The sequence below is a fragment of the Pseudoduganella namucuonensis genome (genome assembly GCF_900116645.1).
Lineage (GTDB): Bacteria > Pseudomonadota > Gammaproteobacteria > Burkholderiales > Burkholderiaceae_D > Rugamonas > Rugamonas namucuonensis.
This window is the reverse complement of sequence record NZ_FPBO01000013.1, coordinates 110,233-133,543: the sequence shown is the minus strand read 5'-3', so window position 1 is coordinate 133,543 and position 23,311 is coordinate 110,233. Positions and strand designations below refer to the sequence as shown.

Sequence of the window (23,311 nt, the reverse complement as noted above, 5' to 3'; positions counted from 1 at the left end):
GCTTTTTGCAGTACCCGGGCGGGTGCGAACGTGGAGTGCGCATCCGTCCGGCCCCGCGGTGGAACACGAATGAAACGATTGAGGCGGTAATGCAGTACCAGTTACAAGTCCAGGGCGGCGCCGGCGCGCGCGCGCGGCGAACGATCGCCATAGACGCGGCCAGCGAAACGGAGGCCATCCGCCTCGCGCTGCGCCAGGGCTGGCGCGTGCTCGCCGTCGGGGCCGCCGCCTCGGCCGCGTCGCCCGCGCCGCGCGGGGAATCCGCGCCCGCGCTGGCGCGGCGCGCCACGCGGGGGCAGCCCTTCCCCCTGCTGCAATTCAGCCAGGAGTTGCTGGCCCTGCTGGAAGCGGGCCTGAACCTGGGCGAGGCCATGGCCACCCTGCACAACAAGGAAACGCGCGGCGGCGCCAAGGCCACGCTGGCCGCGATCCGCCTGGCCCTGTCCCAAGGCCAGAGCTTTTCCGACACGCTGGCCGGTTTCCCGGCCATCTTCCCCGACCTCTACGTCGCCACCGTGCACGCGGCCGAACGCTCGGGCAACCTGCCCGAGGCGCTGGCGCGCTATGTGGGCTATCAATTGCAGTTCGACGCCATCCGCAAGAAGCTAGTCTCGGCCGCCATCTATCCGGTGATGCTGCTGGCCGTGGGCGCGCTGGTCACGCTGTTCCTGCTCGGCTATGTGGTGCCGAGGTTCAGCGTGGTGTATGAAAGCTCCGGCCGCGACATCCCGTGGATGTCGCAAATGCTGCTTGGCTTCGGCCGCTCGCTCGCCGCGCACCCCTGGCTGTGCCTGGGCGCGCTGGGCGGCGCGGCCGGCGGCGCCGTGTTCGCCGCCACCAACGCCGCCGCGCGCGGCGCGCTGCTGCTGTGGGTGCTGCGCCTGCCGGTGCTGGCCGCCAAGGCCGCCGAGTTCCGCCTGGCGCGCTTCTACCGCGCCCTCAGCCTGCTGCTACACGCGGGCATTCCCCTGTCCAAGGCGCTGGCCATGGTGTCGGCCATGCTGATGCCGGAACAGCGGCGCGCCCTGGCCATGGCCCGCCGCGCCGTCGAGGAGGGCCAGCCCTTCTCCACCGCGCTGGAGCGCCAGGGCCTGGCCACGCCGGTCGCCCAGTCGCTGCTGAAGGTGGGCGAGAACACCGGGCGCCTGAGCGACATGCTGGAGCGCTCGGCCAGGTTCCACGACGAGGAGTTCGCCCGCTGGGTGGACTGGGCCTCGCGCCTGCTGGAGCCGCTGCTAATGACCCTGATCGGCGTGGTGATCGGCGGCGTGGTGGTGCTGATGTACATGCCGATATTCGAACTGGCCGGGAGCCTGTCATGAACGCACGCGCACCGGTCCCGCCGGCCGTCACACCCGAACTGCTGCGGCGCGCGGAGGCCGCCGCGCTGGGCCAGGGCCGCCCGCGGCTGGCGGTGCTGGAGGAAATGGCGGCGCTGGCGCCGGAGGAATTCACGCGCCAGTTGGCGGCGCTGTTCCGCTATCCGGCGTGGAGCATGGCCGACCTGCATGCCGCCACGCCCGGCTACGCCCTGCTGCCCTACACCGACTGCGCGCAGCGCGAGTGCGTGCTGATGCGGCACGGGGACGCCGTCCCGGTGCTGGTGATCGCCGATCCCTTCGCGGACGACGTGCTGCAATGGGCCGACTACACCACCGGCGCGCCGTTCACGGTGGCGCTGGCCCACACGGACGACCTGGCGGCCTACCTCGCGCAGCAGGAGGGCGCGCAGCAGGCCATGCAAGAGATGGCTCAAGACACGGAGGAGGACGCGGGCCTGGACCAGACCATCGAAGACATCTCGCTGATACGCATCAGCGAGGACAGCAGCCCGGTGGTCAAGCTGGTCAACTCCACGATCTACGACGCGCTCAAGTTCCAGGCCAGCGACATCCACCTGGAATGCGACGTGGCCAGCCTGGTCATCAAGTACCGGGTGGACGGGGTGCTGGTGCAGGCAGGCCAGGTGCAGGGCTTGCAGATGGCCGAGCAGATCATCTCGCGCATCAAGGTGCTGGCGGACCTGGACATCGCCGAGCGCCGCGTGCCGCAGGACGGCCGCTTCAAGGTGCGCGTGAAGGGCAGCGAGATCGACTTCCGCGTCTCCATCATGCCCAACATCTTCGGCGAGGACGCGGTGCTGCGCCTGCTGGACCGGCGCGCGCTGACGGCGGCGGCCAACGCGCTGCGCCTCGAGAGCCTGGGCCTGAACGCGGACGCCATCGCGCAGATCCGCCGCCTGGCCGCCAAGCCGCACGGCATGCTGCTGGTGACCGGCCCCACCGGTTCGGGGAAGACCACCACCCTGTACGCCGCCATCACCGAGATCAACACGGGACGCGACAAGATCGTCACCATCGAGGACCCGGTCGAATACCGGCTGCCGCGCGTGCTGCAGATCCCCGTCAACGAGAAGAAGGGCCTGACCTTCGCGCGCGGGCTGCGCTCCATCCTGCGGCACGACCCGGACAAGATCCTGATCGGCGAGATCCGCGACGACGAAACGGCGCAGATCGCGGTGCAGGCTTCGCTGACCGGCCACCTGGTGTTCACCACCGTGCACGCCAACAACGTGTTCGACGTGGTGGGCCGTTTCCTGCACATGGGCGTGGACCCGTACAGCTTCGCGGCGGCGCTGAACGGCATCGTCGCCCAGCGCCTGCTGCGGCTGAACTGCGAGCACTGCGCGGTGGAGGTCGCGGCCGACGAGCAGGACCTTCGCGACAGCGGCCTGACGGCGCAGCGGGTGCAGGGCTGGCGCTTCATGGCAGGCGCGGGCTGCGGCCACTGCCGGGGCACGGGATACAAGGGCCGCAAGGCGGTGGCCGAGGTGTTGATGCTGAACGACGCCATGCGCGAAATGATCTGCACGCGCGCGCCGGTCAGCCGCATGAAAGAGGAGGCCGCGCGCAACGGATTCCTGCTCGCGCGCGAGGCCGCGCTGGAACTGGTGCGGCTGGGGGAAACCACGCTGACGGAGCTCAATCGTGTCACTTATTAGTCGAATCAATACGCGGATCATGGAACTGCTGCCGGCGCGCGGCGGCCTGCACATCTATCTCGCGCCGCGGCGGCTGGTGGCCGTGGTGCGGCGGGGCGGGCGCATCGTGGAGGACGGCGCGCTGCATATCCCGCTGGTCAACCCCGGCAGCCAATGGAAGATCCCCGTCGCGGCGCTGCGCGGCCTGCTGGGACAGACAGCCACACCGGGGACAGTCCCCCCGCGTTCACCATCCCGCGCCCTTGCGACGGCTGGTGGCGCGGAGGGTCTGTCCCCTGATTCGCGCCGCGGTGCTATCGACCGCGCGGTGGCGGCGCGGCTGCCGGTGTCCATCAGCCTGTCCGGGCGCTGGTGCCAGATGGTGCTGGCGCCGTGGAGCGACGCGCTGATGGCCGAGCCGGCGGCATCCCGTTTCCTGCAAATGCAGCTGTCCGCCGTGTACGGCGACGCTGCGCGCACCTGGTCTGTGAGCTGCGACGACGCCCCCTACGGCCACCCGCGCCTGGCCTGCGGCATCGATGCGGACTTGCTGGAGTCGCTGCAATCCATCCTGGCCGAGCACCGCCTGCGCTGCGCCGCCATCGAGCCGCTGGTGGGGACGGTGTGCCGCACGCTGGACGGGAAGCCCACGGCGTTCGCCGTGGCCGAACAAGGCCGGCTGTCCATGGCGGTGCTGTCGCGCAGCCGCGTCACGGCGTTCCAGACCCAGCCCTGCGGCGACAACTGGCACAACGAACTGGCGCAGGCCTGGCAACGCTGGACGCTGCGCGCGCCGGAGTTGGCCGCCATCGACGACGTGGCGGTGATGGACCTGAGCGGCGTGGCGCGGCACGCGCAAGCCGACCGGCTGCCCGCCCATTTCCGGCTCGTGGAGCCGCCGTTCGGCCCCGCCGCCGATTTCTCCCGCCCCAACGACACGGCCAATGCCGCCGCCCCGCTCCACCGCGCGCCACCCGCTGCACAAGCAGAGGCAAAGGCAGCGACAGAGGTAGGGGCTGAGGCAGCGGCAGCGACAGAGGCGGGCGACAGCGCCATGGTCAAGCTGGGAGCCGCCGCATGAGCGTCACGCGTATCGCCTTCGTGCGCGGCACTCCGCGGCTGGCCGGCTGGCGGCTCGCGCTTTTGGTGGTCGGAGCGATCGCGCTGCTGCCGGCCGGCGCCCACTGGTTGCGGCAATGGAGCGCCATCGCCTCACTGGAGGCGCAACTGGAAACCGCGCGGCCGCGCCGAAGCATGGAGCCCGCCTTGCCAGCCGCCCAACAGCGTGAACACGACCAGCAAACCAGGGCGGTGGCCGAGGCGGTGCGCCAATTGAACCTGCCCGTTCCGCGCCTGCTCAAGACGCTACAAGCGCCCGCCGACATGCGCGTCGCCCTGCTCGGCCTCGACCTGAACGGCCAACCGCCCCAGGACGCCGCCGCGACGACCGGCCCGGCCGGCTCGCTGAAGATCGCCGCCGAAGCCGAAACCGCGCGGGACATGCTGAACTACCTCGCCTTCCTCAACCAGCAGCGCATGTTCAGCTCCGTCTACCTCGTCAAGCACGAAGTGGCCGCCGGCGACGCCGCCCACCCTTACCGATTCCAGCTGGAGGCCCAATGGCGTCTATGACATCCCGCGCCGCCCTGCGGCTACCCTCCAATCTTGGCCAGCGCACGGGTTGGGAGGCCAAACGGCTGTGGAGCAAACTAGGCCCCGGAGCCGCCCTGGGCATCGCCCTGCTGGCCGCCGCATTGGCGCTGCGTTGGCACGCCAGCACGCTCGAACAGCGCCACCAGCCGCTGCAACGGCAACTGGCCGCCGCCGCCAACGCCGCCATGCAACCGGTGCCCAAGGTCCCCACCGCCGCCGACGGTCTGGCCGCGTTCTACAACTACCTGCCGGCGCATTCGGCCATCCCCGATCAGCTGCAAACGCTGGTGGAAACGGCGCGGAAGCACAACGTGCCGCTGGCCAAGGCCGAATACAAGGCGCAGCCCGAGCCCCGCGCCGGATTCCTGCGCTACCAGATCACGCTGCCCTTGAAGGCGGACTACGCGAGCACGCAGGCCTTCCTGCTGGACGCGATGCAGGCCATGCCCACGCTGACCCTGGACTCGGTCGCCTTCAAGCGCGACCGAGTCGACACCGGCGAGGTCGACGCGCGCATCCAGTTCATCCTGCTGGTGCGCAAGGCGGAGGTGGCGCGATGAGGAAAATGGCCATCGGCGTGGCGGCGGCGGCCACCGCGCTGCTGGTGTGGTTCGCGCCTGACGACGAGGGGCTGGTGGTATCGCCCGCGGCCGCCAACACCGGAGCGATGCCGCCGCACGCGCCCAGCCATGCGCCGGACGCGGCTCGGCACGGAGCGCTGGACGCCGGGTGGCACGGAGCGCAGGAGGCGGGGCGGCACGGAGCGCCTAATGACGACCCGGCACAGCCACCCGCTCACGCGGGCCCCGCTCCCGGCGCCTCCGCCGAAGCCGGCGACGCCCCCGCCATCCCGCCCGAACTGCAAATCCAGCGCCGCGTGGCCGACGAGGAACCGGCCGCGTTGTTCGCGGGCGGCGGCTGGCTGCCCGAGGCGCCGCTCAAACCCGCCGCCGCGCACGCGCCGCAACCAGGACAGCTGCCAGTCCGGAAGGACGACGCCGCGGCCCTGCCCTTCCAGGTACTGGGCCACTTCATCGAGGACGGCAAGACCGCCTGGTTCCTGCAAATGGACGACCAGAACATCGTCGCTCGCGTCGGCGACACGGTGGGCGACAAGGCGGGGGGCGGCTACCGCCTGGATGCCGCCAGCGGCGGCACGCTGACCTTCACCCATCTGCCGCTCAACCAGAAACACACAATCGCAACAGGGGACACGAATTGAACCACACCGCCGCCACCCGCCTGTCCGTCCTGGCCATGAGCGCGCTGCTGGCCGCCTGCGCCGGCAGCCAAACCTTCAAGGAGGCCAACGCCCTGCTGGACGCCGGCCGGACGGAATCCGGCCTGGCCATGCTGGAACAGGCCTCGCGCGAAGACCCGCACAACGCCCAATACCGCATCGCCCTGCTGAACCGCAAAGCCGCGCTGGTGAACCAACTGAACGCCCAAGGCGACACCCAGCGCACGCTAGGCGGAGAGGCCGCATTGCTCCAGGCCGAGGAGCTGTACCGGCAGGCGCTCGCCATCGACCCGCACAACACCGTCTCGCGCCAGGGCCTCGCGCTGGCGGCGCAGGACCGCCGCCACCGCGCGATGGTTGGCGACGCCGAGGCGCTGCGGCAGCGCGGCGGCGACGCCAACCTGGCCGCCGCGCAGGACCTGCTGCGGCCCGTGCTGCAGGAGCAGCCGAATCAACGCGACGCGCTGCGACTGAAAGCCCGCATCGCCGACGAGCAGGCGCGCCATAAATCCGGCGCCGGCCGGCTGGCGGCGGCCTACCGCAAGCCCGTGACCTTGCAGTTCCGCGACGCGCCGCTGCGCTCCGTGTTCGACTTCATCGGCAAGGTCTCCGGCCTGAATTTCGTGTTCGACCGCGAGGTCGATCCCGCGCTGCGCGCCACCATCTCCGTGCGCGACGCCAGCATCGAGGAAGCCATCGCCATGCTGCTGGGCGCCAACCAGCTGGAACAGAGCGTGACGGGTGAGCGCTCCATCACCATCTACCCCAACACGGCGCAAAAGGTGAAAGACTACCAGCAGCTGCTGGTGCGCACCTTCTTCATCGCCAACGCGGACGTCAAGCAGGTGGCGTTCACGCTGAAAACCCTGCTCAAGGCGCGCGACATCGTCACCGACGAGCGCGTGGGCATCATCATCATGCGCGACACGCCGGACATGGTGCGCATGGCCGAGCGCATCATCGCCGTGCAGGACCTGGCGGACCCGGAGGTGATGCTGGAGGTGGAGGTGCTGGAGGTGAAACGCACGCGCCTGCAGGAGCTGGGCATCGCCTGGCCGGACAAGGCCACGCTGACGCTGGCTGGCGCCGGCGCCGGTTCCGGCCTTGGATTCGGCGGCCTGAAAGTGTCGGACCTGCGGCACATCAACGGCGGCAACATCAACCTGGCGCTGGGCGCCACCACGCTCAACGCCAACAAGTCCGACTCGGACAGCAACATCCTGGCCAATCCGCGCATCCGCGTGCGCAACAAGGACAAGGCCAAGGTGCTGATCGGCGACCGCGTGCCCGTCATCACCGTCACCACCAACAACGGCGTGAGTTCGGACAGCGTGAATTACGTGGACGTGGGCCTGAAGCTGGACGTGGAACCCAACATCCACCTGGACGACGAGGTGGCCATCAAGATCAACCTCGAGGTCAGCAACGTGGTCAAGGAAGTGGTCAGCAAGTCCGGCACGCAGGCCTACCAGATTGGCACGCGCAGCGCCTCCACCGTGCTGCGGCTGCGGGACGGCGAGACCCAGGTGCTGGCGGGCCTGATCAGCGACGAGGACCGCAGCGTGGGCAGCAAGGTGCCGGGCGTGGGCGAGCTGCCGGTGCTGAACCGCCTGTTCGGCAGCCAGAAGGACGACAGCTCGCGCAGCGAGATCGTGCTGTCGATCACGCCGCGCCTGTTGCGCTCCATTCGACGTCCAGACTTGGGCGACGCCGAATTCCTGTCCGGGACCGAGGCCAACGTGGGTGGACGCGGCCCGCTGGCCGGCGACGTTGCGGCCGCGCCGGCGTTTCAAACCCAGCAAGTGCCGCAGGCCCAGACACCGATGCAGGCGCTCCAGGCGCCCGCCGAACCGCCGCCGCCGCGCCCCAATCCCATGACCGGCGGCGAGGAAGCGGCGGGCGCCTTCGCCCAGCCACCCACCTCGGCCAAGCCGGAGCCCGCAGGCCCCGCGCCCAATGCGCCGAAGAAGGGCCAGTGACATGCATGCGCAGCGCGGCTTCACCTTTATCGAACTGATGGTGACGCTGGCCATCATGGGCGTGCTGGCCTCGGTCGCCGTGCCGATGGCGCAGGTGGCCGTGCAGCGCGAGAAGGAGCGCGAGCTGCGCGGCGCGCTGGTGGAGCTGCGTATAGCCATCGACGCCTACAAGCGCGCGGCGGACAACGGCAACATCAAGCTGAACCTGGGCGAATCCGGCTTCCCGAAGAAGCTGGAGGACCTGGTGGAGGGCGTGCCGGACCAGCGCCACCCGCGCAAGCAGATGCTCTACTTCCTGCGCCGCGTTCCACGCGATCCATTCGCCCCGGCCGACACCGCCGCCGCCGCCACCTGGGCCAAGCGCGCCTACGCCTCGCCGCCGGACAATCCATCGGAGGGCGAGGACGTGTTCGACGTGTCGTCGCGCTCGGACAAGACGGGCCTGAACGGCATTCCCCTCAAATCATGGTGAAACATATGCGCATACGAATCCGCGAGCGGGGATTCACGCTGATCGAATTGCTGGTGGTGCTGGCCATTATTTCCCTGTTGCTGACGGTGGCGCTGCCGCGCTATTTCGGCTCGGTCGAAAAATCCAGGGAGGCCGCGCTGAAGGAAAACCTCAAGGTGCTGCGCGTGGGCATAGACCGGTTTTACGCCGACAAGGGCGAGTATCCGGCCGCGCTGGCGGACCTGGTCACGCACCACTACTTCCGCGCCATTCCGCTGGATCCCGTGACGGAGTCCGACAAGACCTGGCAGCCCGTGAACCCGCGCGACAGCGAAAAGTCCGGCATCGCCGACGTGCGCAGCGGCGCCAAGGGCAACGCGCGCGACGGCACGCCCTACGCGCAGCTATGAGGCGACGGCACTGCGGCGGCTTCGCCTACATTTGGACCCTGATGCTGATCGGCTTCATGGGCGCCAGCCTGGTCATCGGCTCCGAGCTGTACGCCACCGCCGCGCGGCGCGACAAGGAGGCGCAACTGCTGTTCGTCGGCCACGAGTTCCGCCAGGCGCTGGGCCGCTACCACGAGGCCAAGGGCGCGGGCGGCGTGGCCCAGTATCCGCTCACGCTGGAGGAACTGCTGAAGGACCCGCGCTATCCCGGCGCCAAACGCCACCTGCGCCGCCTGTACGCGGACCCCGTCACCGGCAAGGCCGAATGGGGGCTGATACGACAGCAGGGCCGCATCGTCGGCGTGCATTCGCTGTCCGAGCTGCAGCCCATCAAGCAGGGCGGCTTCCACGAGGAGGACCGCATGCTGCACAAGAAGGCGCGCTACGCCGACTGGCTGTTCACCTATCCGGCCGACATGTTCACGAACGCGCCACCGGCCGGGCCGAACGCGCCCGCTATGCCGAATTCCGCACCGCCAAAAACCTAATCGGCACAGGACCTCGAAAACCGCGCCGATGGCGTTTTTTCGCCGCGCCGGAACTGCTATCATCCTCGCCACTTATCAGGAGGAGAAGCACATGACCATAGGCGTAGGCGGCAAAACCGCGGAACAAGCACTGGCGTCCCTGTCCAACATGATGGAAGGCGCCACCCCTATCGGCAAGGACGAACACCTGCAACGCATCGCCAAGGCGCAGGCCTTCATGCGCGCCCAGGGCATCGCCGCCATCTACATCAACGCGGGTTCCAACCTGCTGTACTTCACCGGCACCCGCTGGCATCCGAGCGAACGCATGGTCGGCGCCATCCTGCCGGCGCAGGGCGAACTCGAATACATCGCGCCCGCGTTCGAGGAAAGCACGCTGCTGGACTTCATGCTGGTGAAGGGCAATGTCAATGGCTGGGACGAGCACGAAAGCCCCTACCAGCTGTTCATCGCCACGCTGGCGCGCATGGGCGTCGCGCCCGACGCCGCGCGGCCGCCGCGCGTGGGCATCTGCGAAAGCGCCGCCTTCTTCATCTACGACGGCATCCGTCCGCTGGCGGAAGGCTACGCGCTGGAGAACGCGCGTGCCGTCACGGCGCACTGTCGCACCCGCAAATCGGCCGCCGAGATCGCGCTGATGCAGCGCGCCAAGGACATGACGCTGGCGGTGCACGTCGCCACCGCCAGCATGCTACGCGAGGGGATCACCACCGTGGAGGTGGAGGAATTCATCGCCCGCGCGCACCGTAAGGTGGGCGCCTCCGGTTCCTATTTCGTGATCGTGCTGTTCGGCGAGGCCACCGCCTATCCGCACGGCGTGAGCTACGTGCAGACGCTGAAACAGAGCGACATGGTGCTGATCGACACCGGCTGCAAGGTGCACAACTACATCTCGGACATCACCCGGACCTACGTGTACGGCGAGCCGACGGCGCGTCAGCGCGGCGTGTGGAACAGCGAGAAGAAGGCGCAAGCCGCCGCCTTCGCCGCCGCGCGGCTGGGCGTGCCCTGCCAGGAGGTGGATTTCGCCGCGCGCCGCGCGCTGGAGGAGGACGGCTACGGTCCCGGCTACAAGCTGCCAGGCCTGCCGCACCGCACCGGCCACGGCATCGGCCTGGACGTCCACGAATGGCCCTACCTGGTGGGCGGCGACGCCACGCCGCTGGACGTGGGCATGTGCTTCTCGAACGAGCCGATGATCTGCATCCCCGGCGAATTCGGCATCCGCCACGAGGACCATTTCCACATGACGGCCGGCGGCCCCAAATGGTTCACCGAACCGGCCCACAGCATCGACGATCCGTTCGGGCTGAACAGGTAGCTCTGAGGCCATGTTCTTGCTATTGCGCAATAACGTCGCCGTCACATTTGATTTCCCGAGACCCGCCGCCTAAACTGTATTACATCGTATTACATGACGGCGGGGGAATGAAATGGAAGGCGAAGCAACCATACGACGGCAAGGCAATTCGGTCGGCATCAGCTTGCCGCAACCTCTGCTGCGCGAACTGGGATTCACGGTCGGTCAGACGGTATCGCTGCAAGCGACGCCGGACGGCCTGCTGATCCGTGCCAAGCGGCCGCGCTACACGGCGGCCGAACTGAATGCGATGTGCGATCCGGCCGCCCCCATGCCAGAGGATCTACGGGAATGGGACGAGATGCCGGCCGTCGGCAGTGAAGTGAAATGAAGCGCGCCCCCCGGCAGGGCGATATACTGCAGTTGGCGCTGGACCCGGTTCTCGGCACGGAAATCCAGGGCAGCCGCCCGGTGCTGGTCCTGTCCAACGCCGAATCAAACCGGCAGGGCCGCGCCCTGGTCGCGCCCATTACGCAAGGCGGGAATTATGACCGCGTGCGCGGCTGGGCCACTTCGCTGATGGGCAGCGGCACGAAAACCCAGGGCGTGGCCATCGTCAGCCAGGCGCGCTTTCTCGACTACCGCGCCCGCAACGCCAAATTCGTGGAAGCGGCGCCCGTGGAAGTCGTCACCGACGCGATGGCGCGGCTCCAGGCCGCGCTGGACCCCGAACCGGCCGCCTGAGGCCTCGCCTCAAGCCTTCTTCGACACCAGCGTCAGGATGTCGTAGCTGGCCACCAGCTCGTCGTTCTGGTTGGTAACCTGCACGTCCCACGCCACCACGCCCTGGCCGACGCCCTTGTCGTCGGTGCGGTTGCGGTCGACCTTGCGCTTGCAGGTGAGGCGCGCGCGGATGGTGTCGCCGATCGCCACCGGAGTGATGAAGCGCAGGTTGTCCAGGCCGTAGTTGGCCAGCACCGGACCCGGCGCGGGCGACACGAACAGGCCCGCCGCCGCCGACAGCACGAAGTAGCCGTGCGCGATGCGCTTGCCGAACTGCGTGTCCCTGGCGGCGATCTCGTCGAAGTGCATGTAGAAGTAGTCGCCCGAGACGCCGCCGAAGTTGACGATGTCCGCCTCGCTCACGGTGCGGCGGTGCGTCAGCAGCGAGTCGCCCATTTGCAGGTCCTCGAAGTGCTTGCGGAAGGGATGCAGCTCGCTTTCGCGCACGGCCGCGCCGCGCACGTATTCACCCGTCACCGCCGCCAGCATGGTCGGCGAGCCCTGCACCGCCGCGCGCTGCAGGAAGTGGCGCACAGCGCGGATGCCGCCCAGCTCCTCGCCGCCGCCCGCGCGGCCGGGACCGCCGTGCTTCAGCTGCGGCAGCGGCGAGCCGTGGCCGGTGGAGTCCACCGACGACTCACGGTCCAGGATGTGCACGCGGCCGTGCGAGGCCGCCGCCATCGGCACCGCGTAGGCGGCGATCTTCGGATCCTTGGTCACCAGCGTGCTCACCAGGCTGCCCTTGCCGCGCGCGGCCAGGTCCAGCGCCTCATCGATGCCCTCGTAAGTCATCATGGTGCTGACGGGGCCGAAGGCCTCCACGTCGTGCACCGCGTCGTTGGCGCGCGCGTCGCGGCACAGCAGCAGCGTCGGCGGGAAGAACGCGCCCTCGGCCACGCCCTCGCCGATCAACTTGAAGCCGTCGTTCGCGCCGAACACCACCTCGTTGCCCCGCGAGAGCAAGGCCACACGCTCGGCGACATCGCGCTGCTGGTCCCTGGAGGCCAACGCGCCCATGCGCACGCCCTCCACCGACGGGTCGCCGACGGTGACCTTCGCCAGCCGCTCGCGCAGGCGCTCGGCCACCGCGTCCACGCGGTCGCGCGGCACGATGATGCGGCGGATGGCGGTGCACTTCTGGCCGGCCTTGCCGGTCATCTCGCGCGCCACTTCCTTGACGAACAGGTCGAACTCGGGATCGTCCGGCGTCACGTCCGGCGCCAGGATGGCGCAGTTCAGCGAGTCCGCCTCGGCGGTGAAAGGCACCGAGTTGGCGATCAGGTTGCGGTTGGTGCGCAGCTTCGCGGCGGTGTCGGCGGAGCCGGTGAAGGTCACCACGTCGGCGCCGGACAAGCGGTCCAGCAGGTCGCCGGTGCTGCCGATCACCAGCTGCAGCGCGCCTTCCGGCAGCAGGCCGGATTCATGCGCCATGCGCACCACCGCCTCGGTCAGGTAGCTGGTGGCGGTGGCGGGCTTGCCGATGCAGGGCATGGCGGCCAGGAAGCTGGGCGCGAACTTTTCCAGCAGGCCCCAGATGGGGAAGTTGAAGGCGTTGATGTGCACCGCCAGGCCGCCGCGCGGCACCAGGATGTGGGTGCCGGCGAAGCCGCCGCGCTTGCCCAGCGCCATGGCCGGGCCCTCGTGCAGCACGTTGGACGAGGGCAGTTCGCGGCTGCCCATGCTGGCGTAGGCGAACAGGGTGCCGATGCCGCCTTCCACGTCCACCCAGCTGTCGGCGCGGGTGGCGCCGGTGAGGTGCGAGATCTTGTACAGCTCCTCCTTGCGCTCCATCAGGTAGGTGGCCAGCGCCTTCAGGCGCTGCGCGCGCTGCTGGAAGTCCAGTTTCATCAGCGCCGGCACGCCGGTCTTGCGGGCGTAGGTCACGGCTTCGGCGAAGTCGATCGCCTCCGCGTGGGTGTGGTAGATCAGGCTGTTGTTCAGGGCGCTGTGCAGCGGCGTGGCGGCTTCCTTGCCATGCCATTGGCCGGCGATCAGGCTTTGCAGAGTTGGTGCCATTACTAGTTCTCCAATGTGAGTTTATTCAGTCGCGTTCTTGTGCAGATGCAGCGGCAGGGAGGTTTCCCATTCCATGCGCTTGCGGTCCGGTTCCACTTCGGTCGCCGCCTCCACCTCGCGCATGGTGGCGAGGGAGCGGTCGGTGAGTTCCTGGTATTGGGCGGTGCCGGCGCTCTTCCATTTGATTTCGTCGTCGGACACCTGGCGCATCACGCGCGCCGGCGTGCCCACCACCATGCTGCGCGGCGGCACCTGCATGTTGGCCTTCACGAAGCTCATCGCCGCGACGATGCTCTCGGCGCCGATGACGGCGTTGTCCATCACCACGGCGTTCATGCCCACCAGGGCGTTGCGGCCCACGCGGCAGCCGTGCAACACGGCGCCGTGGCCGATGTGGCCGTCCACCTCCACCACCGTGTCGCAGCCCGGGAAGCCGTGCATCACGCAACCGTCCTGCAGGTTGGCGCCGGCCTCCAGGATCAGGCGGCCGAAGTCGCCCCGCATCGAGGCCAGCGGGCCGACGTAGCAGCGCGGGCCGATGATGACGTCGCCGATCAGCACCGCCGTGGGATGGACATACGCCGTGGGATCGACCACGGGGCGGATGCCGTTCAGTTCATAAACCTTGACCATAGTTGTTCCTTCATTCAAAACCAGAGGCAGAGGCCGGGGTCAGACCCCGTTGGGTCCGACCCCGGAATTTGCCGTTGGTTTACATGCCCAGATAGGCGCTTTGCACCCGTTCATTCCTCAACAGCTCGGGACCGGGGCCGGACAGCGTGATGGCCCCGGTCTCGATCACATAGCCGACGTCCGCGATCGACAGCGCCGCGTGCGCGTTCTGCTCCACCAGGAAAATGGTGATGCCCTGGTCTCGCAGGCCGGCGACGATGCGGAAGATCTCCGCGATCAGCAGCGGCGCCAGCCCCATGCTGGGCTCGTCGAGCAGCAGCGCGGAGGGACGCCCCATCAGCGCGCGCGCCATGGCCAGCATCTGCTGCTGACCGCCGGACAGCGTGCCCGCCAGCAGCAGCCGCTTCTCCTTCAAGACGGGGAACAGCGCGAACATGCGCTCCATGTCCGCCTCCACCTCGCCTTTCGGGCGGGTGTAGGCGCCCAGGCGCAGGTTGTCCTCCACCGACATGGGGCCGAACACCTGGCGTCCCTCCGGCACCTGGCAGATGCCGGCCCGCACGCGGCGGTCCGCGCTGGCGCGCGTCACGTCCTCGCCGCGGAAGTGGATGCTGCCGCCGCTCACCGGCTGCACGCCGGAGATGGCGCGCAGCAGCGTGGTCTTGCCGGCGCCGTTGGCGCCCACCAGCGCCACCAGTTGCCCCTGCCGCACCTCAAGGTCGATGCCGTGCAGCGCCTGGATGCGGCCGTAATGGCTGGTGAGGCCTTTGATCTGCAACACCAGCGGGCTTCCCGTGTGATCGTTTTTCATGGCGTCCCTCATGCCGCGGCCCCCAGATAGGCCGCCACCACGTCCGGATTGGCCCGGACCTCGGCGGCGGTGCCCTCGGCCAGTTTCCTGCCGTAGTCCAGCACCAGGATGTGGTCGGACAAATTCATCACCAGCTTCATGTCGTGCTCCACCAGCACCACCGTCACGCCGGACTGCGCCACCTTGCGGATCAGCGCCTCGATCTCGCCGGTCTCGGTGTGGTTCAGCCCCGCCGCCGGCTCGTCCAGCAGCAGCACCCTGGGCCGCGCCGCCAGCGCCCGCGCGATTTCCAGGCGTTTCAGCGCGCCGTAAGGCATCTGGCTCGCCTCGGCGGCCAGGTACTGGCCCACCCCGACGAACTCCATCAGCCGCGCCGCCTCGTCGCGGCATTCCGCGTCCGCCTTGCGCACCGACGGCAGCCGCAGCATGGACGCGAACAGGTTCTGGTTCAGCCGCAGATGCGCGCCCACCATCACGTTCTCGATGGCCGTCATGTTCAGGCAGATCTGCAGGTTCTGGAAAGTACGGCTCATGCCGCGCCGCGCCAGGATGTCCGGCGACAGGCCGGACACGTTCTCGCCGCGCAGCATGATCTCGCCCCTGGTCGGCGTGTACACGCCGGTGATCAGGTTGAACAGCGTGGTCTTGCCCGCGCCGTTGGGACCGATCACCGAGTGGATGGCGCCTTCCTTGATGGTGAAGCTCACGTCCTGCACCGCGTGCACGCCGCCGAAGCTCTTGCTCAGGTTTTGGATGGTCAGCATCGGGTCAGCCTTTCGCGCGCCGCGCCAGGCTGGGCACCAGGCCGCGCGGCAGGAAGATCATGGTGGCCATCAGGATCGCGCCGAACACCACCACTTCCCAGCCCTCGAAGGCGGACAGCACCTGCGGCAGCAGGGTAAGCAGCGCCGCGCCCAGGATGGAACCGAACACGGACGCCATGCCGCCCACCACCACCATCGTCACCAGTTCGATGGAATGGAAGAAGCCCGCCATGCCCGGCGTGATGAAGCCGATGTAGTGCGCGCTGACGCTGCCCGCGATGCTGGCCAGCACCGCCGACAGCACGAAGACCCGCACCTTGAAGCGGGTGGTGTCGATGCCGACCACGCGCGACGCCACCTCCGAGCCGTGGATGGCCTGCAGCGCGCGGCCAACCGGCGAATCGATCAGGTTCAGCGCCAGCCAGGTCACCAGCAGCAGCAAGGCGGCGGCCACCGCGTACCACTGCTTCTCGCCCGCCACTTCCAGGCCGAGCACGGAGAAGGCGTTGACGGCGATGCCGTCCGGGCCGCCCGTCCATTGCCCCTCGTTGTTGATGGCGATGGAGATGATGATGCCCAGGCCCAGCGTGGCCATGGCCAGCGTGTGTCCCTTCAGCTTCAGCACGGGACGCGCCAGCGCGAAGGCCAGCAGGCCGGTGGCGGCGGCGCCGGCGGCCAGCGCGCCCAGCGGCGGCCAGTTGAAATGCGTGGTCAGCACCGCCGATGCGTAGGCGCCCAGGCCGTAGAAGCCGGCGTGGCCCAGGCTGATCTGGCCCGTGTAGCCCATCAGCAGGTTCAGGCCGATGACGACGACGGCGTTCAGCGCGATGCGGATCGCCACGTCGAAGTAATAGGCGTTGGGCAGCGCCAGCGGAAGCAGCGCGAGCACCAGGGCCAGGATCAGCAGGCCGCGATGGCGTGGGAACAAGGCGTTACTCATACGCGCTCCGAGACTTTGGCGCCGAACAGGCCGCGCGGCATGAAGAACAGGATCAGCAGGATCAGCACGAAGGGCACCGCGTCCTTGTAGGCGGACGAGATGTAGCCCGCCGTCATGGCCTCGGCGACGCCCAGTATCAGCCCGCCCGCGATGGCGCCCACGCCGCCGCCCAGCCCACCCAGCACCGCCGCCACGAAGCCCTTCAGGCCAAGCATGATGCCGGCGTCGTAGGAGGTGTAGGTGATGGGCGCGACCAGGATGCCGCCCAGGGCCCCCAGCAGCGCCGCCAGGCCGAAGGACAGCAGCAGCACGCGGCGCGTGTTGATGCCCACCAGCTGCGCCGCCAGCTTGTTGTGCGAAGTGGCCAGCATGGCCTTGCCCAGCAGCGTGCGGCCGAAGAACCAGCCCAGCGCGCCGACGATGAGCAGCGTCACGCCCAGCACCCACAGGCTTTGCGGCAGCAGGCTGGCGCCCAGGATCATGATGGGCGTGTCGCCGGAGAACGGCGCCAGCGCGTGCGTGCCCTTGCCCAGCCAGATCTGCACCAGGCCGCGTATCACCAGCGAGGCGCCGATGGTGATGATGATCAGGGTGACCACCTGCGCGTTTTGCGCCGGCTCGATGACCGCCTTCTCCATCACCAGGCCGACCACGCCGGTGAGGATGACGGCGCCGATGATGGCCAGCGGCAGCGGCACGCCGGCGCCCGCCATCATGGCGGCCAGCATCCCGCCCAGCATGATGAATTCACCCTGGGCGAAGTTGATCACGCCGCTGGTGTTGTAAATGATCGTGAAGCCGAGCGCCGCCAGCGCATAGGCGGAGCCGACCGTCATTCCCGAGTACAGGAACTGGAGGAACTGGGCGAGCATGGCTGGTCCCGTTTATTTCAGCAACTGCCAGTCGCCGTTCTTGACCTCGACCATGCGGAACGCGGACAGGTCCAGTCCCATGTGGTCGGCGGCGCTCATGTTGAACACGCCGGTGGTGCCGACGAAGCCCTTGGTGAGCTCCAGCGCGGAGCGCACCTTTTCCTTGTCGGTGCCGCCGGCGCGCTTGATGGCGTCGACGGACAGGTTGAGCGCGTCCAGCGCGTAGCCGCCGAAGGTGGAGGGTTCGACCTTGTAGCGGTCGCGGTAGGCCTTGTCGTAGCCGGTGACGATGGCCTTCTGCGCGTCACCCGCCGGCAGCATCTGGCCAATCAGCAGCGACGGGGTGGGCAGGCGCACGCCCTCGGCGGCCTTGCCGGACAGCTTGATGTACTCGTCCGACGCGACACCGTGCGACTGGTACATCGGCAGCGCGGTCATCGCCAGCTGGCCGTAGTTCTTGGTGACGACGGCGGGCCCCTGCCCCAGCCCGAACACGAACACCGCCTGCACGCCGGCGGTGTTCTTGATGCGGGTGAGCTGGGCGGTGACGTCGGTGTCCTTGGGGCCGTAGGTTTCATCGGCCACCAGCGTGATGCCATACTTGGAGGCGACCGCCTGCGATTCCTTGCGGCCGGAGGCGCCGAAGCCGCTGGTCTCCGACAGCAGGCCCACCTTGGCGATGCCGCGCTTCTTCATGTCCTCGAACACCTTCTCGGCGGCCATGCGGTCGGTGTGGGGAGTCTTGAACACCCATTTCTTCACCGGGTCGATGATCACCACGGCGCCGGCCAGCGAGATGAAGGGCAGGCCGGCCTTGTCCACCAGCGGGGCCATGGCCATGGTGGCGCCGGTGGTGGTGCCGCCGATCAGCACGTCCACCTTGTCGGACTCGATCAGGCGCTTGGTGAAGCCGTTGGCCTTGGCGGCGTCGCTGCCGTCGTCGTAATGCACCAGCTCCAGCTTGCGTCCCAGGACGCCGCCCTCGGCGTTGATCTTCTCGACGTACATCTGCAGCGTTTTCAACTCGGGGTCGCCCAGGAAGGCGGCCGGGCCGGAGACGGACAGCACGGAACCGATCTTGATGTTCTGCGCCAGCGCACTGCCCGCGGCGAGGAGCATGGCGGCGGCGATGGCGGATTTCTTGAGGAAGTTCGTGAACATTTTTGTGTCTCCATTAATTATTAGAATGATCAAAAAATGCTTTAAAACCGGGTAGAACCGGGGACAGACGGGGACGCCGAGTCCACGTTTTTCGTAAAACCAGGGACAGACCACGTTTTTCGTGCTGCAAACCAGAGGCAAATTCCGGGGTCAGACCCAATGGGTCTGACCCCTGCTTTACGCGGTTGGTTTTAAACGCGTTCGATCACCAGCGCGATGCCCTGCCCCACGCCGATGCACATCGTGCACAGGCCGTAACGGCCGCCGGTGCGTTCCAGCTGGTTCAGGGCCGCCGTGACCAGCCGCGCGCCGGACGCGCCCAGCGGGTGGCCGATGGCGATGGCGCCGCCGTTGGGATTGACGTGCGGCGCGTCGTCGGCCAGGCCAAGGTCGCGGGTGACGGCCAGGCCCTGCGCGGCGAACGCCTCGTTCAATTCGATCACGTCCATCTGCCCGATGGTCAGCCCCAGCTGCGCCAGGACCTTCCTCGACGCGGGCGACGGGCCGAAGCCCATGATGCGCGGCGCCAGCCCGGCCGTGGCCATGCCCAGCACCTTGGCGCGCGCCTTCAAGCCGTACTTGTCCACCGCGACGGCGGAGGCCAGCAGGATGGCGCAGGCGCCGTCGTTCACGCCGGAGGCGTTGCCGGCGGTGACGGAGCCGTCCGGCCTGACCACGCCTTTCAGCTTGGCCAGCATTTCGACCGTGGTGTCCGGGCGCGGATGCTCGTCGGTGTCGACCACCTTGGCCTCGCCCTTCCGTTGCGGTATCGTGACCGGCACGATCTCGCTCTTGAAGTGACCGGCCGCGTGGGCGGCGGCCCAGCGCCGCTGGCTGCGCACGGCGAACGCGTCCTGGTCGGCGCGGCCGATGTTGAATTGCTCGGCCACGTTCTCCGCCGTCTCGGGCATGGAGTCGATGCCGTGCATGGCCTTCATGAGCGGGTTGACGAAGCGCCAGCCTATGGTGGTGTCCTCGATCTTGGCGCTGCGCGAGAAGGCGCTGTCGGCCTTGCCCATCACGAAGGGCGCGCGCGTCATGGATTCCACGCCGCCCGCGATCACCAGTTGCGCCTCGCCGGACTTGATGGCGCGCGCGGCGATGCCCACCGCGTCCAGGCTGGAGCCGCACAGGCGGTTGATGGTGTTGGCCGGCACCTCCACCGGCAGGCCCGCCAGCAGCGCGGCCATGCGGCCGACATTGCGGTTGTCCTCGCCGGCGCCGTTGGCGCAGCCGTAGTGGACGTCGTCCACCTGGGTCCAGTCCACGCCCGGATTGCGCGCCATCAGCGCGGCGATGGGCACGGCCGCCAGGTCGTCGGCGCGCACGCCGGCCAGGGCGCCACCGTAGCGGCCGAACGGCGTGCGTACCGCGTCACAGATAAAGGCTTCGTTCATCTTCATTCCTTAAGTGGTTTTGGGGCGTTTGTCGATCACGCGCTTGGCCTTGCCGGTCAGCGTGCGTTCGATGCTGTTCGCGGCCTGCAGGCTGACGCGGGTGGTCACGCCGACATGGGTCTTGATGTGGTGTTCCAGTTCGCGCGCCAGCGCCTCCACCTCGTTCGCGGACAGACCCGCTTCCTGCCGCAGCTCGGCGATCACGTCCAGCTTGTCCAGGTGGCCGTCGCGGCTCACCACCAGCTGGTATTGCGGCGCCAGTTTCGGCATCTTGCAGATCAGTTCCTCGATCTGGGTCGGGAACACGTTCACGCCGCGGATGATCAGCATGTCGTCGGAGCGGCCGGTGATCTTGCCGATGCGGCGCATGGAGCGCGAGGTGGGGGGCAGCAGGCGCGTGAGGTCGCGCGTGCGGTAGCGGATGATGGGCAGCGCCTCCTTGGACAGCGACGTGAACACCAGCTCGCCGTCCGAGCCGTCCGGCAGCACCTCGCCGGTTTCGGGATCGATGATCTCGGGGTAGAAATGGTCTTCCCAGATCACCGGGCCGTCCTTCGATTCGATGCATTCGCTGGCCACGCCGGGGCCCATCACCTCGGACAGGCCGTAGATGTCCACCGCGTCGATGCCGGCGCGGGCCTGGATCTCGGCGCGCATGGCGTCGGTCCACGGCTCGGCGCCGAAGATGCCCACCTTCAGCGAGGAATCGGCCGCGTCCAGTCCCTGGCGCTGGAATTCCTCGATGATGTTCAGCATATACGACGGTGTGACCATGATGATGCTGGGCTTGAAGTCCTGGATCAACTGCACCTGCTTTTCGGTCTGCCCGCCGGACATGGGGATCACGGTGCAGCCCAGGCGCTCGGCGCCGTAGTGCGCGCCCAGCCCCCCGGTGAACAGGCCGTAGCCGTAGGAGATGTGCACCATGTCGCCGGCGCGGCCGCCTGCGGCGCGGATGGAGCGCGCCACCACGTTGGCCCAGGTGTCGATGTCGTTTTGGGTATAGCCGACCACGGTGGCCTTGCCGGTGGTGCCGCTGGACGCGTGGATGCGCACCACCTTCTCGCGCGGCACGGCGAACAGGCCGAAGGGGTAGTTGTCGCGCAGGGTCTTCTTGTCGGTGAAGGGGAACTTGGCGATGTCCGCCAGCGTCTTCAAGTCGTCCGGGTGCACGCCGGCGGCGTCGAACGCGGCGCGGTAGTGCGGCACGTTCTCATAGGCGTGCCTCAGCGACCATTTCATGCGCTCCAGTTGCAGCGCCTGCAGCTCGTCCCTGCCGGCGCGCTCTATCGGCTCCAGGTCGCCCGGGGCGGGATTACGTTGAACCATTGCTGTCTCCTCGGTTTTCTTCTCGAACTAATTCTTAGGACTGCTGCACCACCTCGCCCGTCACGCGGAGCGATTTTCCGCGGAACAGGGCGAGCGTGACGCCATCCTGATTGCTGACCCGGACGTCGTAGACGCCGCTCTTGCCGGCCCGCGCCAGCTCCACCGCCTCGGCGGTCAAGACGTCGTGGTGGCGGCCGGCGGCCAGGTACTCGATCGTGCAGCCCGCGCCCACCGTGTTTTGGTTGTGGCTGTTGCATGCGAAGGCGAAGGCGCTGTCCGCCAACGCGAAGATGTAGCCGCCATGGCAGGTGTTGTGGCCGTTGATCATGTCGAAGCGCACCGGCATGGTCATGCGGGCATAGCCCGGCCGGATCTCGGCGAGCTGCATGCCCATGGCCTGGGTGGCGCGGTCGCGGGCGAACATGGAGTTGCCCGCCGCCCGCGCCAGCGCCAGCGCTTCGTCGGCCGCGCTCACAGCCGCATCGTTCAAGGGTGCGTCGTTACGCATGGAATTTCGCTCCCGCGGCCAGTTTGCGGCGCAGCAGCGGCGACACGCGGTAACGGTCCTCCCCGTAGCTCGCCGCGAGGTTGTTCAATACGGCCACCACGTGGCCGATGCCGACGGCGTCGGCCCAGGCCAGCGGGCCGCGCGGGTAGTTCACGCCCTTTTGCATGGCGATGTCCGCGCCCTCGGCGCTGCACACGCCCTGGTGGACGGCGTCCGCCGCCTCGTTGGCCAGCATCGCGACGGTGCGCATCACGGCCAGGCCGGGCACGTCGTCCAGTTTCGTCACGGTGAAGCCGCAGGCCTGGAACAGGCCCACCACGGCCTGGCAGGCGGCGGGCTTGCACTGGTCCGACGCCGCGATGGCGATGCGGGTGGCCTGGGCGTAGTCCAGCGCCAGGTCGAAGACCACGGTGTCCGGATGCTTGTTGTCGCGCGCGCGCTGGGTGGCGCTGCGGCCATCGGTCAGGTAGACGGCGGCGCCGTTGCAGTGGAAGGCCGGCGCCGCGTCGTGCGTATGGCTGTGGCTCTCCACCAGCGTGCGCTGACTGACCTCGATGCCATGCGCCTGGAAGCGGGCCAGCACGGCATCGGTGTTGGCGGAAGCGCCGGTTCCCGGCTCCAGGCTGTAGCTGACGAATTCCGGTTTGGGCTGCGCGGCCTCGGACCGCGGCCGCGGCGTTTCCGCGCCTTCACCGTAGGCGTAGAAGCCGCGCCCCGATTTGCGGCCCAGGAAACCGGCGTTCACCAGTTCCTGCTGGATCACGGACGGCGTGAAGCGCGGGTCGTTGTAGTAGGCGCTGAAGACGGACTGGGTGACGGAATGGTTCACGTCGTGGCCGATCAGGTCCATCAGCTCGAACGGGCCCATGCGGAAGCCGCCGGCCTCGCGCATCACCGCGTCGATGGTGGCGGGATCGGCCGCCCGCTCGTTCAGCAGGCGCAGGCCCTCGGCGTAATAGGGGCGCGCCACGCGGTTGACGATGAAGCCGGGCGTGGACTTGGCGTGCACCGGGTTCTTGCCCCAGGCGGCGGCGGTGTCGAACACGGTTTGCGCCGCGGCGGCGTCGGTCGCCAGGCCGCTGATCACCTCCACCAGCGCCATCAGCGGCACCGGATTGAAGAAGTGCATGCCCACCAGGCGCTGCGGACGGCGCAACTTGGCGGCGATGGCGGTCACCGAGATGGACGAGGTGTTGGTGGCCAGGATGCAGCCGTCGCCGACGACGCCCTCCAGGTCCGCGAACAGCGCGCGCTTGACGTCCAGGTTCTCGATGATGGCTTCCACCACCAGCGCGGCGCCGGCCACGTCGCCCAGCGCCGGCGCGGCCCGCAGGCGCGCGATGGCGGCGTCCGCGTCGGCCGCCGTCATGCGGCCCTTCTCGGCCAGTTTCGCGTACACCTTGGCGATGTCGGCGATGGCCTTGTGCACCGCCTCGGCGCGCGTGTCGTACAGCATGACGGTGTGGCCGGAGGCGGCCGCCACCTGGGCGATGCCCGCGCCCATGGCGCCGCTGCCGATAATGGCGACGACGCTGTTCCTGTCCAATGCGGCCATGG

At 68.5% G+C, this 23,311-nt stretch carries 24 protein-coding genes; 13 read left to right on the top strand and 11 right to left on the bottom strand.

The window, feature by feature from the left end; translation table 11 throughout:
• Positions 1–89: 89 nt before the first annotated feature.
• The 13 genes from BM436_RS15795 (at position 90) to BM436_RS15735 (ending at position 11,284) form a co-directional block, all read left to right on the top strand.
• Positions 90–1,322, top strand: a complete 1,233-nt coding sequence (locus BM436_RS15795; RefSeq protein ID WP_093556488.1) for a type II secretion system F family protein — start codon at positions 90–92, stop codon at positions 1,320–1,322.
• A complete protein-coding gene (locus BM436_RS15790) occupies positions 1,319–3,001 on the top strand; it encodes a GspE/PulE family protein (RefSeq protein ID WP_093556487.1) in 1,683 nt (560 codons plus the stop codon). Before BM436_RS15795 ends, BM436_RS15790 begins: the two co-directional genes overlap by 4 nt.
• On the top strand, positions 2,988–4,061 hold the full coding sequence (locus tag BM436_RS15785) for a hypothetical protein (protein ID WP_143133156.1): 1,074 nt from the start codon (positions 2,988–2,990) through the stop codon (positions 4,059–4,061). The genes BM436_RS15790 and BM436_RS15785 overlap by 14 nt, the downstream gene beginning before the upstream one ends.
• On the top strand, positions 4,058–4,612 hold the full coding sequence (locus BM436_RS15780; protein ID WP_093556485.1) for a hypothetical protein: 555 nt from the start codon (positions 4,058–4,060) through the stop codon (positions 4,610–4,612). The genes BM436_RS15785 and BM436_RS15780 overlap by 4 nt, the downstream gene beginning before the upstream one ends.
• On the top strand, positions 4,600–5,193 hold the full coding sequence (locus tag BM436_RS15775; RefSeq protein ID WP_093556484.1) for a hypothetical protein: 594 nt from the start codon (positions 4,600–4,602) through the stop codon (positions 5,191–5,193). Before BM436_RS15780 ends, BM436_RS15775 begins: the two co-directional genes overlap by 13 nt.
• Complete coding sequence (locus tag BM436_RS15770; RefSeq protein WP_093556483.1) at positions 5,190–5,855, top strand: hypothetical protein; 666 nt, start codon at positions 5,190–5,192, stop codon at positions 5,853–5,855. The genes BM436_RS15775 and BM436_RS15770 overlap by 4 nt, the downstream gene beginning before the upstream one ends.
• Positions 5,852–7,852 (top strand): secretin GspD/PilQ domain-containing protein, encoded by a 2,001-nt coding sequence (locus tag BM436_RS15765; RefSeq protein WP_229490342.1) that lies wholly within the window; start codon positions 5,852–5,854, stop codon positions 7,850–7,852. Before BM436_RS15770 ends, BM436_RS15765 begins: the two co-directional genes overlap by 4 nt.
• Before the next feature lies 1 nt (position 7,853).
• Positions 7,854–8,324, top strand: coding sequence for a type II secretion system protein (locus BM436_RS15760; RefSeq protein WP_229490339.1), 471 nt, complete (start codon positions 7,854–7,856; stop codon positions 8,322–8,324).
• Between the two features lie 5 nt (positions 8,325–8,329).
• Positions 8,330–8,713 (top strand): type IV pilin protein, encoded by a 384-nt coding sequence (locus BM436_RS15755; RefSeq protein WP_093556519.1) that lies wholly within the window; start codon positions 8,330–8,332, stop codon positions 8,711–8,713.
• Positions 8,710–9,240 (top strand): type II secretion system protein, encoded by a 531-nt coding sequence (locus BM436_RS15750; RefSeq protein WP_177307224.1) that lies wholly within the window; start codon positions 8,710–8,712, stop codon positions 9,238–9,240. The genes BM436_RS15755 and BM436_RS15750 overlap by 4 nt, the downstream gene beginning before the upstream one ends.
• Positions 9,241–9,331: 91 nt before the next feature.
• On the top strand, positions 9,332–10,561 hold the full coding sequence (locus BM436_RS15745) for a M24 family metallopeptidase (protein ID WP_093556481.1): 1,230 nt from the start codon (positions 9,332–9,334) through the stop codon (positions 10,559–10,561).
• A 112-nt stretch (positions 10,562–10,673) separates the two neighbouring features.
• The gene (locus BM436_RS15740) at positions 10,674–10,931 is read left to right on the top strand and encodes an AbrB/MazE/SpoVT family DNA-binding domain-containing protein (RefSeq protein ID WP_093556480.1); all 258 of its coding nucleotides are present in this window, start codon (positions 10,674–10,676) and stop codon (positions 10,929–10,931) included.
• Positions 10,928–11,284: a type II toxin-antitoxin system PemK/MazF family toxin gene (locus BM436_RS15735; RefSeq protein ID WP_093556479.1), complete on the top strand. Its 357-nt coding sequence runs from the start codon at positions 10,928–10,930 to the stop codon at positions 11,282–11,284. Before BM436_RS15740 ends, BM436_RS15735 begins: the two co-directional genes overlap by 4 nt.
• A 9-nt stretch (positions 11,285–11,293) precedes the next feature.
• Here BM436_RS15735 and paaZ read toward each other — a convergent pair whose 3' ends face one another.
• The 11 genes from paaZ to paaH form a co-directional block, all read right to left on the bottom strand.
• Entirely contained in the window at positions 11,294–13,339 is a 2,046-nt protein-coding gene (gene paaZ / locus BM436_RS15730) for a phenylacetic acid degradation bifunctional protein PaaZ (RefSeq protein WP_093556478.1), read from the bottom strand.
• A 21-nt stretch (positions 13,340–13,360) separates the two neighbouring features.
• Positions 13,361–13,972: a phenylacetic acid degradation protein PaaY gene (locus BM436_RS15725; RefSeq protein WP_093556477.1), complete on the bottom strand. Its 612-nt coding sequence runs from the start codon at positions 13,970–13,972 to the stop codon at positions 13,361–13,363.
• 79 nt (positions 13,973–14,051) lie between these two features.
• The gene (locus BM436_RS15720) at positions 14,052–14,783 is read right to left on the bottom strand and encodes an ABC transporter ATP-binding protein (RefSeq protein WP_093556476.1); all 732 of its coding nucleotides are present in this window, start codon (positions 14,781–14,783) and stop codon (positions 14,052–14,054) included.
• A gap of 8 nt (positions 14,784–14,791) precedes the next feature.
• Positions 14,792–15,547: an ABC transporter ATP-binding protein gene (locus BM436_RS15715; protein WP_093556475.1), complete on the bottom strand. Its 756-nt coding sequence runs from the start codon at positions 15,545–15,547 to the stop codon at positions 14,792–14,794.
• 4 nt (positions 15,548–15,551) lie between these two features.
• Positions 15,552–16,487 carry a branched-chain amino acid ABC transporter permease gene (locus tag BM436_RS15710; protein ID WP_093556474.1) on the bottom strand — a complete coding sequence of 312 codons (936 nt, stop codon included), beginning with the start codon at positions 16,485–16,487 and terminating at the stop codon, positions 15,552–15,554.
• Positions 16,484–17,359 (bottom strand): branched-chain amino acid ABC transporter permease, encoded by an 876-nt coding sequence (locus BM436_RS15705; protein WP_177307222.1) that lies wholly within the window; start codon positions 17,357–17,359, stop codon positions 16,484–16,486. Before BM436_RS15705 ends, BM436_RS15710 begins: the two co-directional genes overlap by 4 nt.
• A 12-nt stretch (positions 17,360–17,371) precedes the next feature.
• Entirely contained in the window at positions 17,372–18,520 is a 1,149-nt protein-coding gene (locus BM436_RS15700) for an ABC transporter substrate-binding protein (RefSeq protein WP_093556473.1), read from the bottom strand.
• Between the two features lie 191 nt (positions 18,521–18,711).
• Positions 18,712–19,917 carry a 3-oxoadipyl-CoA thiolase gene (gene pcaF / locus BM436_RS15695; protein ID WP_093556472.1) on the bottom strand — a complete coding sequence of 402 codons (1,206 nt, stop codon included), beginning with the start codon at positions 19,915–19,917 and terminating at the stop codon, positions 18,712–18,714.
• A gap of 9 nt (positions 19,918–19,926) precedes the next feature.
• Complete coding sequence (gene paaK / locus BM436_RS15690) at positions 19,927–21,246, bottom strand: phenylacetate--CoA ligase PaaK (protein WP_093556471.1); 1,320 nt, start codon at positions 21,244–21,246, stop codon at positions 19,927–19,929.
• 34 nt (positions 21,247–21,280) lie between these two features.
• The gene (gene paaI / locus BM436_RS15685; RefSeq protein WP_093556470.1) at positions 21,281–21,754 is read right to left on the bottom strand and encodes a hydroxyphenylacetyl-CoA thioesterase PaaI; all 474 of its coding nucleotides are present in this window, start codon (positions 21,752–21,754) and stop codon (positions 21,281–21,283) included.
• Positions 21,747–23,309 (bottom strand): 3-hydroxyacyl-CoA dehydrogenase PaaH, encoded by a 1,563-nt coding sequence (gene paaH, locus BM436_RS15680; RefSeq protein ID WP_093556469.1) that lies wholly within the window; start codon positions 23,307–23,309, stop codon positions 21,747–21,749. The genes paaI and paaH overlap by 8 nt, the downstream gene beginning before the upstream one ends.
• Between the last annotated feature and the right edge of the window lie 2 nt (positions 23,310–23,311).

Bases quoted from the DNA above. Each gene is read 5' to 3' on its own strand.
- BM436_RS15795 (WP_093556488.1), top strand. From the start codon at position 90: ATGCAGTACCAGTTACAAGTCCAGGGCGGCGCCGGCGCGCGCGCGCGG.
- BM436_RS15790 (WP_093556487.1), top strand. From the start codon at position 1,319: ATGAACGCACGCGCACCGGTCCCGCCGGCCGTCACACCCGAACTGCTG.
- BM436_RS15780 (WP_093556485.1), top strand. From the start codon at position 4,058: ATGAGCGTCACGCGTATCGCCTTCGTGCGCGGCACTCCGCGGCTGGCC.
- BM436_RS15775 (WP_093556484.1), top strand. From the start codon at position 4,600: ATGGCGTCTATGACATCCCGCGCCGCCCTGCGGCTACCCTCCAATCTT.
- BM436_RS15770 (WP_093556483.1), top strand. From the start codon at position 5,190: ATGAGGAAAATGGCCATCGGCGTGGCGGCGGCGGCCACCGCGCTGCTG.
- BM436_RS15760 (WP_229490339.1), top strand. From the start codon at position 7,854: ATGCATGCGCAGCGCGGCTTCACCTTTATCGAACTGATGGTGACGCTG.
- BM436_RS15755 (WP_093556519.1), top strand. From the start codon at position 8,330: ATGCGCATACGAATCCGCGAGCGGGGATTCACGCTGATCGAATTGCTG.
- BM436_RS15750 (WP_177307224.1), top strand. From the start codon at position 8,710: ATGAGGCGACGGCACTGCGGCGGCTTCGCCTACATTTGGACCCTGATG.
- BM436_RS15745 (WP_093556481.1), top strand. From the start codon at position 9,332: ATGACCATAGGCGTAGGCGGCAAAACCGCGGAACAAGCACTGGCGTCC.
- BM436_RS15740 (WP_093556480.1), top strand. From the start codon at position 10,674: ATGGAAGGCGAAGCAACCATACGACGGCAAGGCAATTCGGTCGGCATC.
- BM436_RS15735 (WP_093556479.1), top strand. From the start codon at position 10,928: ATGAAGCGCGCCCCCCGGCAGGGCGATATACTGCAGTTGGCGCTGGAC.
- paaZ (WP_093556478.1), bottom strand. From the start codon at position 13,339: ATGGCACCAACTCTGCAAAGCCTGATCGCCGGCCAATGGCATGGCAAG.
- BM436_RS15725 (WP_093556477.1), bottom strand. From the start codon at position 13,972: ATGGTCAAGGTTTATGAACTGAACGGCATCCGCCCCGTGGTCGATCCC.
- BM436_RS15720 (WP_093556476.1), bottom strand. From the start codon at position 14,783: ATGAAAAACGATCACACGGGAAGCCCGCTGGTGTTGCAGATCAAAGGC.
- BM436_RS15715 (WP_093556475.1), bottom strand. From the start codon at position 15,547: ATGCTGACCATCCAAAACCTGAGCAAGAGCTTCGGCGGCGTGCACGCG.
- BM436_RS15710 (WP_093556474.1), bottom strand. From the start codon at position 16,487: ATGAGTAACGCCTTGTTCCCACGCCATCGCGGCCTGCTGATCCTGGCC.
- BM436_RS15705 (WP_177307222.1), bottom strand. From the start codon at position 17,359: ATGCTCGCCCAGTTCCTCCAGTTCCTGTACTCGGGAATGACGGTCGGC.
- BM436_RS15700 (WP_093556473.1), bottom strand. From the start codon at position 18,520: ATGTTCACGAACTTCCTCAAGAAATCCGCCATCGCCGCCGCCATGCTC.
- pcaF (WP_093556472.1), bottom strand. From the start codon at position 19,917: ATGAACGAAGCCTTTATCTGTGACGCGGTACGCACGCCGTTCGGCCGC.
- paaK (WP_093556471.1), bottom strand. From the start codon at position 21,246: ATGGTTCAACGTAATCCCGCCCCGGGCGACCTGGAGCCGATAGAGCGC.
- paaI (WP_093556470.1), bottom strand. From the start codon at position 21,754: ATGCGTAACGACGCACCCTTGAACGATGCGGCTGTGAGCGCGGCCGAC.
- paaH (WP_093556469.1), bottom strand. From the start codon at position 23,309: ATGGCCGCATTGGACAGGAACAGCGTCGTCGCCATTATCGGCAGCGGC.